Raw genomic sequence first — 13,721 nt, 5'->3', positions numbered from 1 at the left:
GTCCCCGGGACGGCGCCCCCGGCTTGTCACCCGCACAAGCGCGACGCCTCAGGTGAGCGCCTGAGCCAGCAGCCTGGCCGACTCGGCGACCAGGGCGTCGTCCCACTCCGCGTCCCGGTCGGGCTTCGTGGACAGGACGGCGAGGACGAGGGGGGTGCCCTCGGGGGTCCAGGCGAGGCCGACGTTGTTGGTGGTGCCGTAGGAACCCGAACCCGTCTTGTCGGCGATCGTCCAGGTCGGGGGCAGGCCCGCGCGGAAGCGTTTGCCGCTGGTCGTGTTGCTCAGCAGCCAGTGCGTGAGGAGCTCGCGGTCGGCGCGGTTCAGGGCGTCGTCGCCGAGGACCAGGCGGGCGTAGGTGCGGCCGATCGCGCGGGGGCTCGTGGTGTCCGTGACCCGCCACGGCTCGGCCGAGTTCAGCTCCGGCTCCCAGCGGTCGAGGCGCGTCACCGGGTCGCCGAGGGAGCGGGCGAAGCGGGTGACGGCGGTGGGGCCGCCCAGTTCGCGCAGGAGGAGATTGGCGGCGCCGTTGTCGCTGTAGGTGATGGCGACCTCGCACAGTTCGGCGACCGTCATCCCCGTGGCGAGGTTCTCCCTGGTTTTGTCGGAGCCCTCCTTCGGCAGGTCGGCCTCCGTGTAGTGGATGCGGTGGCGCAGGAACTCGCCGTCGCGGTCGAGGTCGCGCACGACGGCCGCGGACGACAGGGTCTTGAACACCGAGCACATCGGGAAGAGCTCGTCGGCGCGGTGCCGGACGGTCCGCCTGGTGGCGAGGTTGTGCCCGAACACGCCCAGGCGGGCGCCGTGTTGACGCTCCAGCGCGCGGAGCCGGGCGGTCACGTCGGTGCCGCCGGTGGCGTGGGCCGGGGTGCTCGCGAGGAGGGCGGCCGCGGTGGCGGTGGTGCCGGCCGTGAGGAGGGTGCGGCGGGTCATCGGGGACTTGGCGGAGACTCGGATCTTGCTCTCCTTCGCTCGGGGGTCGTCGACGATCTCTTCATTGATCGACGCCGCCCGTCATCCCTTGGTTGCGGCGCCGTAGACCATCGGCCGACGGCGCGCCCGGCCCGCGCTCGCCACAGTGGCCGTATGGAGAACACCAAGGGGATCAGCAGGGCACGGTTTCTGGCGGGGGCGGCGGCCGTCGGACTGGCGGGAGCGGCACTGCCCGCCGGGCGGGCCGCGGCGACCGGGCGAGGGCACGAGCACCGGGGTCTGAAGCACCGGGGCGTCGTCTACACCGTCGGCGCCGGCGAGACACCCGGCACCGCGTGGAGCGCCGCCCGGATGCGCAGGGATGTCCGGGTGATCCGCGACGACCTGCACGCCGACACCATCGACGTCACCGGCGACGGCGTCGAGCGCCTCACCGCCACGGCCGCCGAGGCCGCCGAACGCGGGCTGCACGTCTGGCTCCAGCCGACCCTGGGCGATGTGCCCGAGCGGGAGATCCTGGACGGCATCGCGGAGTGCGGCCGGTTCGCGGAGCGGCTGCGCCGGCAGGGCGCGAGCGTCGACTTCAGTGTGGGCTGCGAGTTCTGGCTGTTCGTGCCGGGGATCATCCCCGGCGCGACGGTCCTGGAGCGCGTCGACAACCTCCAGAAGGGCAATGTCGACATGGCGAAGATGCAGCGCCGCCTGGCCCGCTTCACCACGCAGGCGGCCGCCGTCGGCCGCTCCGTCTTCCACGGCCGCCTCAGCTACGCCGCCGCCCAGGACGAGGAGTTCGAACCGGTCGACTGGAACCTCTTCGACGTCGTCGGCATCGACTACTACTCGTTCTTCTCCCAACCGGCCGACTACGTCCGCGAGTTGCGCCGCCATCTGCGCTGGGGCAAGCCCTTGGCCATCACCGAGTTCGGCACGTGCGCGTACGTCGGGGCGCCCGAGGCGGGCGGCATGGGCTGGGACATCGTCGACTACACGAAGGAGCCCCACGAGATCAAGGGCGACCTGGTGCGCAGCGAGCGCACCCAGGCCGCCTACCTGGTCGATCTGCTGGAGGTCTTCGAGTCGATGGGCCTGTACGCGGCGATGGCCTTCGAGTTCGTCACCGCGGACGCCCCGCACCGCGCCGACAACCCCCGCTACGACCTTGACCTGGCGAGCTACGGCATCACCAAGGCCATCAAGGACCGCCCCGACGACCCGTCGTCGGGCTGGCACTGGGAACCGAAGGAGGCGTTCCACGCGGTGGCCCGCCAGTACGGCCGACGGGCGGGGACCGGCCCTCGGGGTGACCATGGCTGAGGAGGTGCGTCCATGGACTGGACCCTTGAGCTGATCGGTGTGCCGGTCACAGACCTGGACCGGGCCAAGAGCTTCTACAAGGACAAGTGCGGTTTCCGCGTCGACATCGACGCGCCGTTCTACAACGGCGCACGCTTCGTCCAGCTCACCCCGCCCGGTTCCCGCTGCTCCATCGTGCTGGAGTCCGGCATGCCGGACGCACCGGGCCAGTCCCGGATGGCGCCCGGCTCCCTCCAGGGCCTTCAGCTGTGCGTCACGGACATCGAGGCGGCAAGGGCAGAGCTGGTGGAGCGCGGGATCGACGTGAGCCCGGTGACGCATGTGGGCGCGTCCGGCTGGGCGGAGGGCCGAGGCGAGGAGAGCTGGACCTCCTTCCTCTTCTTCCAGGACCCCGACGGCAACGGCTGGGCGGTCCAGGAGTCCCCGGCACCCCTGACCGAACGCTGACCTACTCGCAGTACGTGTCCCGGGCCGGCCGCTCGCCCGTCGCCAGGAAGCGGGAGACGGTCGCGTCGCCGCACGCGTTGCCGTTCTCCAGGTAGGCGCCATGGCCGGTGGAGTTCACGGTGACCATCACGGCACGCCGGCCGAGGGCCTCACGCATCTTCAGGGCGCCGCTCAGCGGTGTGGCCACGTCCCGCTCGTTCTGGATCAGCAGGACGTTGGACCGGCCGCGGTCGGTCACCCGGGGCGGCGCCTCCTTCGGCTGCCACGGCCACGCGGCGCACACCATCGCGTTCCTCGGCATACCCGCGGTGAGCGGATACTTCGCGCGGCTCTCGGCGACACCCTTCTCGTACACCGCGGCCGACCGAGGCCAGGCGGCGTCGTTGCAGATGGTCGCGGCGCCGACGGCGGTGTAGTTCTGCACCAGCGCCTCCGGCGGGTTCTCCGGCGCGGGCGGCAGCGTGCCCTTGCCGACGGCCAGCATCAGCTTGGCCAGCACCGGGTAGTCCTCGGGGTCGTACAGGCTGTCCAGCATCGTCTGGCGCAGGCCGTTGCCGTCCAGCTGCGCCGGGTTGGCGCCGGGCCAGGGAAGGGGCTCGCGGTCCAGGCGGGCGGCGAGGGCGAGGAACCGCAAGCGGACCTCGGCCGGTGTCCCGGCGACACGGTCCGGGTTGCCCGGCCGGGACGCCCACTTGGCGAAGACGGGGAAGTTGTCCTCCACGCCCGCCTCGAACGACTCCAGCCAGGCGCGCTCTGCTCGCACGGGGTCGGGGTTGTCGTTGCTGTCCAGCACGATGCGGTCCGTGCGGTGCGGGAACAGCTCGGCGAAGGTGGCGCCGATGTAGGTGCCGTACGAGTCGCCCCAGGCGGACAGCTTGCGCTCGCCGAGCGCGGCTCGAATGCTGTCGATGTCGCGGGCGTTGTTCCTGGTGCTGATGTGCTTCATCAGCTTGCCGCCGTTACGGGCGCAGGCGTCCGAGATGCGCCGTGCGGTGGCCATGTTCTCGGTGACGGACCCGTCCGGGGCCGGCCAGGGGCGCAGCGCCGTGCGCGCGAGGTCACGATGCTCGACCTCGCAGCTCACCGCTGTCGAGGGGGCGTTGCCGCGCGGGGCGAACCCGATCAGGTCGTAGGTGTCGCGCACCTTCTGCGGCAGCCTCTGCCCCTTGTCCGAGGGTTCGCCCAGGCTGTCGCCGCCCGGGCCGCCGGCGATCAGCAGCAGGGCGCCACGGCGTGCGGACGGCTTCTCGCTGGGGATGCGCGACACGGCGATGTCGATCTCCGGGCCGCCGGGGTCGGCGTAGTCCATCGGGACGGCGAGGGTCGCGCACTGCTGGCGCGGATCGAGCCCCTCGCCCTCGCACTTGGTCCACTTCAGCGGCGTGGGCGAGCCGGTGGCGTTCGCGGTCAGCGGGGTGACGAGCCCGAAGACGACTCCGGAGGCGGCTGCCATCAGGGCGGCACTCTTCGTGATCTGCTTCATGCACAGCAGCCTGACGGACCTTCACGGAGCGTCACATCCGGGCAACTCCCGTATCTCCCCGGGGGATTACCCCCATACGGCCCTATGCCAGCCCCAGCACCATGATGAGCCGGTCCTCCCCGGGCCCCAGATAGTCCCTGCGCACCCCGCCCTCGGCCGAGAACCCCAGGGTCCGGTACAGCATGATCGCCGCCGCGTTCGTCGGCTCCACGGTCAGCCGTACCTCGTGCACCCGCTCGCGGCGCAACTGCCGCAGCACCTCCAGCATCAGCCGTTTGCCCAGCCCCCGGCCGCGCTGGTCGGCGCTGACGGCCAGGCTCAGGACCCAGCACACATAGCCGTCCGACGTGGTGACGAACAGGACGTAGCCGTGCAGGCAGTCCCCGTCGTCGAGGACGAGGATGCGGTCGCCGTGGACGTCGAAGTGCTGGCGCAGTACGAAGTAGGGGTACGGCTCCTCGGGGAACACCTCCCGGTCCACCCGCAGGAGCTCGGGCAGGTCTGCCTCGGTGACTCCTCGTGTCGTCAGGGGCCGATCGCTGCTGCCGGCGAAGAACGCCTGGTCGGAGCGGCGGCCCAGAACAGGGAAACGTTCCTCCGGCATAGCCATCGACTGCCCCCTATGTGATGGATTGGAGTCACTCATGCGGGTGAGCACCTGTTGCCTGCCGTTTCGGGCGCTCGGTTCGAGATCCGCCCATCTTGAGCAGGGCAATCCCTTGGTTCAAGAGTGCGAGATGCTTATGCCTCGACGCGCTCCCAGTGCGCCTTCTTTTGGTACCGTGAGTGAATGACCCAGAGATCGTCGGGGGACGTCCAGTTGAAGAACAAAGACGTGCGCTGGGCGGCGTTCGACCCGATCGCCTACGTTGATCACAACTACCGCGACTTACAGGCAGAGGACGCGGAGATCCTGCACATGATCCGGGATCATTTTGGTGATCATTTCCGGAAGCAGGGCTTCGGCCCGGTTTCCGGTATCGACGTAGGTGCCGGTGCCAATCTCTATCCCGCACTCGCCATGATGCCGTGGTGCGAGGAGATCACCCTCTTCGAGCGCTCGCCGTCGAACGTCCGGTACCTCGCCCGCCAGGCCGAGTCCTACGACCGGAACTGGGACCAGTTCTGGGAGGCCCTGTGCGAGCACGAGGCGTACAACTCCCTTGGTGCGGACCCGCGTGAGAGATTCCGCAAGGTCGTCTCCGTCGAGCAGGGCGACCTCTTCGACCTGGCGCGGTACGAGCGCCGGTGGTCCATGGGGACCATGTTCTTCGTCGCCGAGTCGATGACCACGTCCCACCAGGAGTTCTCGCTCGGCGTCGAGCGTTTCCTGCGTGCCCTGGTCCCCGGCGCCCCCTTCGCGGCCGCCTTCATGGAGCATTCCGCGGGCTATCACGCCGGTGAGCATTTCTTCCCGGCCTGTGACGTGGGAGAATCCGAGGTGCGCGCGAGCCTTGAGCCATTCGCGGGTGACTTCAAGGTGCAGCGACTCGAATCCGCGGCCGAGGTGCGCGACGGATATTCGGGAATGATCGTCGCCTATGGCTGGCGAAATTCGGACGCGCTCATTCCGATCGGCTGATCGGTGGAGCTTCACAACAGCACAGCGATATTCCTCTAGTGATGGCAGTGCGGTCTGTGTGAGGGGCAGGGAATGCAGATCAAGCCACGCCAGCATCTGCTGGACATCTGGCAGGCGGTAGCCCGCCACTCCTTCGACGGGGGAGAGTGGGAGTGGGGCGACTGGGGCAACGAGAGCAGCGTGGCCGACGCCGAGCGGCTGCTCTGCCTGCTGTACCCGGCCACCGAGATCCCCGCCTTCCGGCTGGACGACCCGGACACCACACAGGAGGACGTCCAGCAGGTCCTCAAGCGGGCCGGCGGACGGCTGGAGGTCCCGGCCAACCTCGTCACGGCCATGGCCGACTTCATGCGGGCGCACACCGGCGAGGACAAGAGGCCGACCTTCGCCGGGGGTTACTACTTCGGGTCCGCCGACAAGACCAAGGAAGTCACCGAGGAACAGCGCCAACTCGGCGTCGTCGACTCGTTCTCCATGTCGATCACCCTGTGCCTCGCCACACTCGGCTTCCTCAAGGTCTACGAGACCAGGACCCGGCGCAGCGACGTCAAGGAGACGATCGCCGAGCTGCGCCTGGCCACCAGCAACCGGCTCACCGCCGCCATGGTGAGCCTGCTGCGCTCCTTCACCGTCAACGTCTTCGACGTCGACGCCTCCCAGGGCCGTACGCTCTGCGAACTCCTCGGCCAGGGGCGGCTGTCGCAGCGGCAGGTGCTGAGCAAGTTCCAGAACCGCTTCCGTTCGCTGCGCGCGGCGATCAACGAGAGCGTGTTCCTCGGCATCGACGTCCAGGAAGGCCTCAAGGACGAGAACCAGCTCTTCGAGTGCGGCTGGGCGTGGAGCATGGTGAGGGACGCTCCCGAGGTCGAGACCGACGAGCCCATCGGGCCGCAGCCCGAGGGCGTCGCCAACGCGGTGCCGTATCTGTACTTCACCGTGGTCGCCCTCGACGGTATCCAGGACCTGTTCTCCGACCGCACCCTCACCCTCGGCCTGCTCAACACCGAGCAGCAGAAGCTCGCCGAGGCGCTGCGGCTGCGGTGGGAGCTGACCCAGCAGTACTGGTCCCGCATCGCCCGCTTCGACGACGAGCGCTGGCCCCTGGAGGACATTCCCTGGCGTACGACGGGACAGAAGCTGGAGTCCGAGTACTTCTCCCTGTCCGTCGCCGCCATCCTCGTGCACGACCTGATGCGGCGCCGGGCCACCGACGACGACCTGACCCGCACCGTCGGCATCATGGAGCGCCTCGCCGAGCGCGGCCGTATCACCAGCCGGATGACGCGCGACGACCCCATGGTCCAGGAGCTGCACAACCTGGGCGTCGCGCTGCCGTTGCAGGGCAGCGAGCGGCTCGGCCCGGCGATGACGTGGTCGATGACCGACTTCTCGGCACAGCTGCTGAAGCGGACCGTCCAGCTGTGCACGCTGTCGCGCAGCCTCGCCTCGCACGACCGGCTGCTCAGGCTGGCCGAGGACATCTTCGACCACATGTGGGCGCGCCGGATCCGCGACGGTGAGGGCGTGGGCCTCTGGGACAACGTCCACGCCGCCTATCCCCAAGCGGAGATCAGCAAGCGGCGCGTACCGGTGTCGTGGAGCATCACCGAGCGGGTCACCGAGGTGATGGTCCAGGCCCACGACATGTACCGGCAGCCCCCGATCCGCAGCCTCGAACTGACCGAGCTGGCAAGGGCGTTGCTCAGCGAGTCCGCCCATCTGCTGGGCAACGAACAGATGGAACCCGCGCCCACGGACTCCGGCCGGCACGGGATGGAACTGCGGAACATCGAGGTCAAGTTGCGCCGGGCCCGCAGCCTCGTGGACGAACAGCCGGGTACGGCCTACGCGTTGACGCTCGACGTGCTGGGACAGCTCGACTCGCTCGCCCGGGCCCGCGAAGCCGCGGACCGGGGAGTGTGACACGGTGCTGATCTTCGCCGCCTCCGACAAAGGAGGCACCGGGCGCTCCGTCACGAGCGCCAACCTCGCCTACCACCGGGCGATGGCCGGGGACGACGTCTGCTATCTGGACTTCGACTTCGGCTCGCCGACCGCGGCGGCCGTCTTCGACGTGGGCGACGCCCGCCAGGCCACCGAGGACCGCGGCCTGCACGCCTACCTGATAGGGGAGGTCAGCGAACCGGCCCGGATCGACGTGTGGGCCGAGACCGAGCACCAGGTGCTGCGCTTCCCGCCGCCCGGCTGCGGCCGGCTGGTCCTGATGCCCGGCGACGTCAGTGGCGGCGAGTTCGCGACCAGCGACGACAACCTGCGCCGCTGCGTCGACCTGCTGATGAACCTGTACTACGAGTTCGACCTGGTCGTCGTCGACCTCAGCGCCGGCCGCTCCTACGCCGTCGACATGGTCCTGGAGGCCACCGCACAGCCCGAGATGAGCGAGGTCACGGCCCGCTGGCTGGTCTTCCACCGCTGGACCCGCCAGCATGTCGCCGCCGCCGCGAGCCTGGTCTTCGGCAAGCGCGGCATCGTCGCGGGCGGCGCCGACCGCGGCCACGACGAGGAGACGCTTCGCAACGCGATCCGCTTCGTACGGGCCGCCGTACCCGACCCCGAATCGCCGCTGTGGTCGCAGGTCTCGCCCACGCAGTCGGCGTGGATGCGCAAGACCGACGGCGACCTCAAGCAGCTCGCCTCCACCCACGGCATCGGCTACAGCCAGGTCCTCGGCTCGGTGCCGCTCGAACCGGTCCTCCAGTGGCGTGAGCAGCTCATCACCGACGAGGACGTGCTCGACAGCCAGATCGCCAACCAGGAGACCTGGCAGGCGCTGAGCCGGCTCGCCGCACGCCTGACCGACGACAAGTACTGGGAGCAGGCGTGAGCGAAGCCGTGTTCCAGGAGACCACCGCCGAGCTGCGCACCCAGTCCGTGCCGCTGTCCCACCTCTCCCTGGAGCTGGGCCACCTCTACATGGAGGACTTCGAGGCGGGCCCCAAGCGGCTGGGCGAGCACTTCGCGGAGGTACGGGTGTGGGCGGACGCGGTGCGCGCCTCGGCCGCCCGCCGCAGCAAGCGGCCCCGCATCAGCACCTGCTTCCTGATCGACGACTACTTCACCCGCTTCTCCACCCCGGCCGAGCTGATCCCGATGGTGCTGAAGGAGGCCGAGAAGGCGGGCCTAGTCATCGACTACCTCGCCCGCGAGTCGGCATGCGCGGTCGCCGACCGGATCGAGCTCGCCGAGTCCGTCATGCACCGCCTCGTCGAGTCGCCGCCGCCCGGCAGCTACGGCTCCCGCCCGCCCGTCAGCCAGACCGGCTGGCTCGCCAACGGCCAGCGCACGCCCTCGACGTCCCGCAGCGCCCTGGGCGCGGTCAAGGGCTGGGAGCCGCCCCAGGAGACCGCCGCCCGCAACCACTCGGTCTTCATGGACGTCGAGCTGTGGTCCGAGAAGGACGGCAAGCGCCTGTGGTCCTGCCCTTTCCTGGCCGCCGTATGGCAACTGGCCCGGCTGGGGCTGTTACGCCACCTCGGTGAGCCCGTGCTGGAGCCCAGGGACTGGCAGGGCGAGGACTTCCCGCACGACTGGGACCGGCTGCCGCCGCTGGTCAGGCTCACCGACACCAAGGCGGCCTTCAGCGCCTACCGCACCTGCACCCTCATGCCGAACCGCTTCCTCGCCGTCGAGGACGCCGTCCGGCTCATCCTGGACCAGACGGACGTCGACGCGGGCGCGCTGCAGCAGGTCGCCAAGCGGTCCGCCGACGAGGGGATGGCGGTCCCGGCAGCGGTCGCCCAGCGTGCCACGTACGTCTTCTACGAGGAGCCCGGCGACTCCTCCCGGCCCGAGGAGACCTGAGATGACGGCGGCCACCGGACAACCGGCGCGTTCGGTCCTCGCCTGCGGTGAGGTGCGCACCTGTCTGCTGCCGTCGTTCCAGGCGCTCGACGCCCGGGCCGCCGCCCAGCTGCTCAGGCTGCGCGCCGACGTCCATGTCCGGGTCTCGGAACGGCCCAGCATGTACGTCCTTTCCCCCGAGGTCCTGACCGGCGTGGACTGCCGGCTGCCCGCCGCCAACGGCACCAGGATCCGGGGCGTCGGCACGGTGGCCGCCCGCGCGGCGCTGACCGAGGGCCGGCTGCTCCAGTCGACCGCGTACTTCAGCCTCCCGGCCGCCGGCCCCGACATGCGGCGCCCCTGGGGGCAGTACCTCGTACGGCCGGGCCTGGTCGAGCCGTTCGGCAAGCTGCCCCAACAGGCCACTGCAGAGGGCGTGTTGCGGGGTGCGGGGCGTGGCGAACTCGACCTGGGGATGATCTCCGAGGGCCTGCTCGCCCAGCTCCGCCGCCATGCGCTGCTGGACCGCCGGGTGCCGTTCAAGTCGGCTCCGACGCGGCTGCGCTGGGTTGCGCGGCGGACCCCGGCCGGCGAGCGGGCCTCCCTGGCGAACTTCACCGTCGCCGAGGGCGGGCTGCGGACCGTGGAGCTGCGGCTGCCGGAGGACGTCCCGGCCTCCGCCGCGGCCGGTCTGTGCGAGGATCTCGCCCTGCACGACTGGCTTTTGACGACTGTTCAGCACATGCTGGACAACAACCGGATCGGCGCCATAGACGGACCCTCGGTGGTCGAGGCACTGCATCCGGTCGTGGTTCATCTGCTCCATCTGTGGATGCCTCGCGCACACGTGGACCCCGCGCTGGGTCACCTGTGGGACGTGCTCGAAGACAAACCGGGATTCTCCCGCCAGTGGGAGAACCTGAGCCGGCGCATCAGAGATCGACTGGCCCTCCAGGCCGTGGCGGTGCCCCACCAGGCGCTCAGCACGCGCTGAGGGGCGCTACCGGAACCAGATACCCGACGGGGGAAGAGAAATGAGCGGAGCGTCATCGTTAGGAGCAGGTAGCAACGGGCAAGTGGTACCGCGCCAGGAACCGCGTATGCCCAAGATGTTCTGGCGGATCGTGATCACCGCCGGCGCGGCCGCCGGGGCCTTCCTTCTGACCAGCATCCTCAGCGAGGACGACGGGAACATCTGGCAGTGGGTGGCGTCCATCGTCATCGGCAGCGCGGCCCTGATCGTGCAGTACCTGATCGACTTCGGCGAGCGGTTCGAGAAGGTCGACCGGCGCTTCAACGAGATCCTCGCCGCGACGACGCTGTTCAGCCAGGTCGACGGTTCGGTGCTGCGGTCCGACGAGGTGACCCGGCTGGTCCTCGGCTACACCAAGGTCCGTGAGCAGGGCGGCGACATCATGCAGGCCTTCGCCGAGAAGGAACTGGGCCGGCTCGCCAAGATGATGGAAGGCCTCGGCAGCGGCAGCGCGGACTGCCCCGGCGAGAACCACGAGTGGCTCATCGACATCACCGACTGCGTCAAGATGACCCTCGACGCCACCAGCACCTCGGTGGACCGGGAGTTCTGGAGCAGCGGGCCCGCCGAGCGGTATCTCGCCGCGCAGGAGAAGGCGATCAAGCGGCGGGGTGTGGAGATCCGGCGTCTGTTCGTGGTGCGGGACGAGTACGAGGTCACGCCGGAGCTCAGAGGGCTGTGCGAGGACCACCGCAGGCGGGGCATCGACGCGCGCATCGTGGTGCGGTCGCTGATGGAGTCGAACCCCAGGGTGAGCGACTTCATCGTCTTCGACGGCGAACTCTGCTACGAGACCAAGCCGGACCAGGAGTCCAACCCGGACGGCACGCTGCTGAGCGCCGAGCCGGACCACATCGAGGACCACGTCACCCAGTTCACCGACCTCTGGGCGGAGGCGGAGCGTCAGCAGACGGCTCCGCGGGTCACCTCAGAGACGTGAGGAACCCGCGCCAGGCGTGGGCGGGGATGAGGAGTACGGGGCTGTCCGAGGCGAGTTTGGAGTCTCGGACGGGGACGACACCGGGGACTCCGTCGGCGACCTCGACGCAGTCTTCCCCGCCGCTACCGCCGCTGTAGCTGCTCTTGCGCCAGCATGCGTTGCTCAGGTCGTACTCGCCCATCGTCCGAAGTCCTCCGCTGCCGACTCGATCAGGGCCAGGGACGCCTCCCGCGACAACGCGGTGGCCCTGAGCAGATCGTAAGACGACCGGACCCGCTTCGCCACAGCCGGGTCATCCAGCAGACTCCCCGAAAGCACGCCCTCTGTATAGACAGTTGGCGGGGCGTCCTCGAAGTCCATGAGCTTCATCAGCTTGCCCATCTCCGGGTGCGCCCCAGCCGCGAACGGCAGCACCTGCACCATCACCTTGCGCTCCCGCATCAGCTGCGTCACGTGGTCCAGCTGACGTGCCATGACCCCCGGGTCGCCGACCGGGATATGCAGTGCCGTCTCGTGCAGAACTGCCCAATACACGGGCCGTGTAGCGTCCTTGAGGAGCTGCGTCCGGTCCATGCGGCCTCTCAGCAACTCCTCGATGTACTCGTCGGCGGCGAAGGGGTTGCTCGCCAGGAAGACCGCTCGTGCGTACTCCCGCGTCTGAAGAAGCCCTGGGATCACCGCCGGCGCGTACTCGCAGATCTCCGTCGCCAGGCGCTCCAGTTCTGCCACGTGAGCGAAGTACTCCGTATACGGCTGCTCCTTGATGAGCTTTCGCCAAAGGCGCTCGAAAATACCGTCGGTTTGCAGGGCCTCATCAATCCGCTGCGCGACATCCCGCTGAGGCTTCCGAATGGCCTGTTCGAATTGGCCGATGTATCCGCCCGAGACGAATACCCGAGCTCCTAACTCCACCTGGGTGAGTCCGGCGTCCTCCCTTCGCCGTTTCAACTCCGCGCCGAAGAACTCCCAGGCCGCCTGCCGCGAACCGTTGGCCATGGCCAACCCCCTTGCACTGCCCTGCACTTGTAGGGCACAGACTCCTGCCGAGTGTAGGCCTCGCAGGTCACCATGGAGATGAAATGCGTGAAACCCAAATAGGAGGGGAGCAAGGTGTCGGCACGACACTCGGCGCGCTGCGTCGAAGAAGCGGAGGAAGTAGTGAAGGAATTGCGGGCGGTGCTGGAGAAGGCAGGAATTACGCTTCCGACACTCCGGATCGATCCGGCGAGTCTTGCGCGTGAAGCCCCTTGCCCGCTCGTCGAATTGGGCCGTTGTTCGGTCGAGACCGCGCAGCGCCTCACGGCGGTGTTGCGTTGAAGCCACCGATCGGGTCGTACGTCGTGGACACACGCAGGGGGAGGATCGGCGTCGTGATGGGACATGAGGGGCCGTACGTACAGCTGAGACCGTACGGAGGCGGGAAGGAGTGGGACGCCGAGCCGGGCGCCGTACGGACGGCCACCCCCGCCGAGCGGCTGCGCGCGGCGACGGCGTACGCCAACGCACGCAGCCGGGGTGAGGTTCCTTGACGTAGGGGTGGGCCCGTAAGGTGCGGCGGCATGGGCTTGTGGAAGAGATGGCGGAGGCGAGGGGCGAAGACGTCCCGGCGCTACCCCGTGCCGCTCAGCACGCACCAGCTGTGGATGGTGTCGCTGAGCGCGCCGGTGAGCCGGGACAGCGGCGCCTCGCGGAAGACCCTCTACCCGTACACGCGGATCGACGACGACAGCGCCCGGCGCTGGCTGGCCGAGCAGTGGGAGATCACCTCGCGTGAGGAGCTGGTCGACCGGCTCGACGACCTGGCCCGCAGCGGGTACCGGGCGAGGGCGCTGCGGGTCACGGGCGTCGCGCCGCTGGCCTGGGACGCCGCGCTGTACGTCGACATCACCCGCCGTGGTTTCGCCTGCGGGCTGATCGACGAGCCGGACGCCTGGACCGCGCTGAAGAACATCGTGCCGACGGTGGTGGGGACGTACGGCTCCTGGCAGGAGTACGCCGATCACTATCTGCTCGGCCGGCAGGTCTGGCGGGACGGGCTGCGGGGCAGGGCGGAGTCCGCCTCGGACCTCCCGGCTCCGCAGGCGACCGCCGACGCGCATCTGCGGGCGCTGCTGGACCCTGCGAATCGTTCCAGCCCCTGGAACCTCGCGCCCTGGGACACCATCAGCCACCCCGACCGCACCCGCTGACT

At 69.4% G+C, this 13,721-nt stretch carries 16 protein-coding genes; 11 read left to right on the top strand and 5 right to left on the bottom strand.

The window, feature by feature from the left end; genetic code table 11:
- Positions 1-48 precede the first annotated feature (48 nt).
- Positions 49-930, bottom strand: a complete 882-nt coding sequence (gene bla / locus ACZ7M7_RS04500) for a class A beta-lactamase (protein ID WP_472112728.1) — start codon at positions 928-930, stop codon at positions 49-51.
- A gap of 153 nt (positions 931-1,083) precedes the next feature.
- Here bla and ACZ7M7_RS04495 point away from each other — a divergent pair, with 153 nt between their 5' ends.
- Both ACZ7M7_RS04495 and ACZ7M7_RS04490 read left to right on the top strand, forming a co-directional pair.
- Positions 1,084-2,244: an abortive phage infection protein gene (locus ACZ7M7_RS04495; protein ID WP_472112725.1), complete on the top strand. Its 1,161-nt coding sequence runs from the start codon at positions 1,084-1,086 to the stop codon at positions 2,242-2,244.
- 12 nt (positions 2,245-2,256) lie between these two features.
- Entirely contained in the window at positions 2,257-2,691 is a 435-nt protein-coding gene (locus ACZ7M7_RS04490) for a VOC family protein (protein ID WP_383595347.1), read from the top strand.
- Position 2,692: 1 nt separating this feature from the next.
- Here ACZ7M7_RS04490 and ACZ7M7_RS04485 read toward each other — a convergent pair whose 3' ends face one another.
- Positions 2,693-4,174, bottom strand: coding sequence for an alpha/beta hydrolase (locus ACZ7M7_RS04485; RefSeq protein WP_472112722.1), 1,482 nt, complete (start codon positions 4,172-4,174; stop codon positions 2,693-2,695).
- An 82-nt stretch (positions 4,175-4,256) separates the two neighbouring features.
- Positions 4,257-4,784 (bottom strand): GNAT family N-acetyltransferase, encoded by a 528-nt coding sequence (locus tag ACZ7M7_RS04480; protein ID WP_472112719.1) that lies wholly within the window; start codon positions 4,782-4,784, stop codon positions 4,257-4,259.
- 180 nt (positions 4,785-4,964) lie between these two features.
- On the opposite strand from ACZ7M7_RS04480, the gene ACZ7M7_RS04475 reads away from it, so the two are divergent.
- The 6 genes from ACZ7M7_RS04475 to ACZ7M7_RS04450 all read left to right on the top strand — a co-directional run bounded on the left by ACZ7M7_RS04475 (position 4,965) and on the right by ACZ7M7_RS04450 (position 11,530).
- Positions 4,965-5,756, top strand: a complete 792-nt coding sequence (locus ACZ7M7_RS04475) for an SCO2525 family SAM-dependent methyltransferase (RefSeq protein WP_472112716.1) — start codon at positions 4,965-4,967, stop codon at positions 5,754-5,756.
- Between the two features lie 72 nt (positions 5,757-5,828).
- Positions 5,829-7,679: an SCO2524 family protein gene (locus ACZ7M7_RS04470; RefSeq protein ID WP_383624542.1), complete on the top strand. Its 1,851-nt coding sequence runs from the start codon at positions 5,829-5,831 to the stop codon at positions 7,677-7,679.
- Between the two features lie 4 nt (positions 7,680-7,683).
- Entirely contained in the window at positions 7,684-8,601 is a 918-nt protein-coding gene (locus ACZ7M7_RS04465; protein ID WP_472112713.1) for an SCO2523 family variant P-loop protein, read from the top strand.
- Positions 8,598-9,578: an SCO2522 family protein gene (locus tag ACZ7M7_RS04460; RefSeq protein ID WP_383595366.1), complete on the top strand. Its 981-nt coding sequence runs from the start codon at positions 8,598-8,600 to the stop codon at positions 9,576-9,578. Before ACZ7M7_RS04465 ends, ACZ7M7_RS04460 begins: the two co-directional genes overlap by 4 nt.
- A gap of 1 nt (position 9,579) precedes the next feature.
- Entirely contained in the window at positions 9,580-10,551 is a 972-nt protein-coding gene (locus tag ACZ7M7_RS04455; RefSeq protein WP_472112710.1) for an SCO2521 family protein, read from the top strand.
- Positions 10,552-10,657: 106 nt separating this feature from the next.
- Positions 10,658-11,530 (top strand): DUF6879 family protein, encoded by an 873-nt coding sequence (locus ACZ7M7_RS04450; RefSeq protein WP_383595371.1) that lies wholly within the window; start codon positions 10,658-10,660, stop codon positions 11,528-11,530.
- Here ACZ7M7_RS04450 and ACZ7M7_RS04445 read toward each other — a convergent pair.
- Entirely contained in the window at positions 11,514-11,711 is a 198-nt protein-coding gene (locus ACZ7M7_RS04445) for a DUF397 domain-containing protein (RefSeq protein ID WP_472112707.1), read from the bottom strand. The genes ACZ7M7_RS04450 and ACZ7M7_RS04445 overlap by 17 nt on opposite strands.
- Positions 11,693-12,526, bottom strand: a complete 834-nt coding sequence (locus tag ACZ7M7_RS04440) for a helix-turn-helix domain-containing protein (protein ID WP_472112703.1) — start codon at positions 12,524-12,526, stop codon at positions 11,693-11,695. Before ACZ7M7_RS04440 ends, ACZ7M7_RS04445 begins: the two co-directional genes overlap by 19 nt.
- Positions 12,527-12,640: 114 nt before the next feature.
- Here ACZ7M7_RS04440 and ACZ7M7_RS04435 point away from each other — a divergent pair, with 114 nt between their 5' ends.
- The 3 genes from ACZ7M7_RS04435 to ACZ7M7_RS04425 are packed head-to-tail and all read left to right on the top strand — an operon-like array spanning position 12,641 to position 13,719.
- Positions 12,641-12,847, top strand: a complete 207-nt coding sequence (locus ACZ7M7_RS04435) for a hypothetical protein (RefSeq protein ID WP_472112700.1) — start codon at positions 12,641-12,643, stop codon at positions 12,845-12,847.
- Positions 12,844-13,059, top strand: a complete 216-nt coding sequence (locus tag ACZ7M7_RS04430) for a hypothetical protein (protein WP_328427765.1) — start codon at positions 12,844-12,846, stop codon at positions 13,057-13,059. Before ACZ7M7_RS04435 ends, ACZ7M7_RS04430 begins: the two co-directional genes overlap by 4 nt.
- A 30-nt stretch (positions 13,060-13,089) precedes the next feature.
- Positions 13,090-13,719, top strand: a complete 630-nt coding sequence (locus ACZ7M7_RS04425; RefSeq protein ID WP_472112697.1) for a DUF1266 domain-containing protein — start codon at positions 13,090-13,092, stop codon at positions 13,717-13,719.
- The last annotated feature ends 2 nt before the right edge of the window (positions 13,720-13,721 follow it).

The organism is Streptomyces sp. NPDC111606, assembly GCF_055656945.1.
The sequence above is the reverse complement of the archived record's forward strand: the minus strand, read 5'-3'. Positions and strand labels throughout refer to the sequence as shown.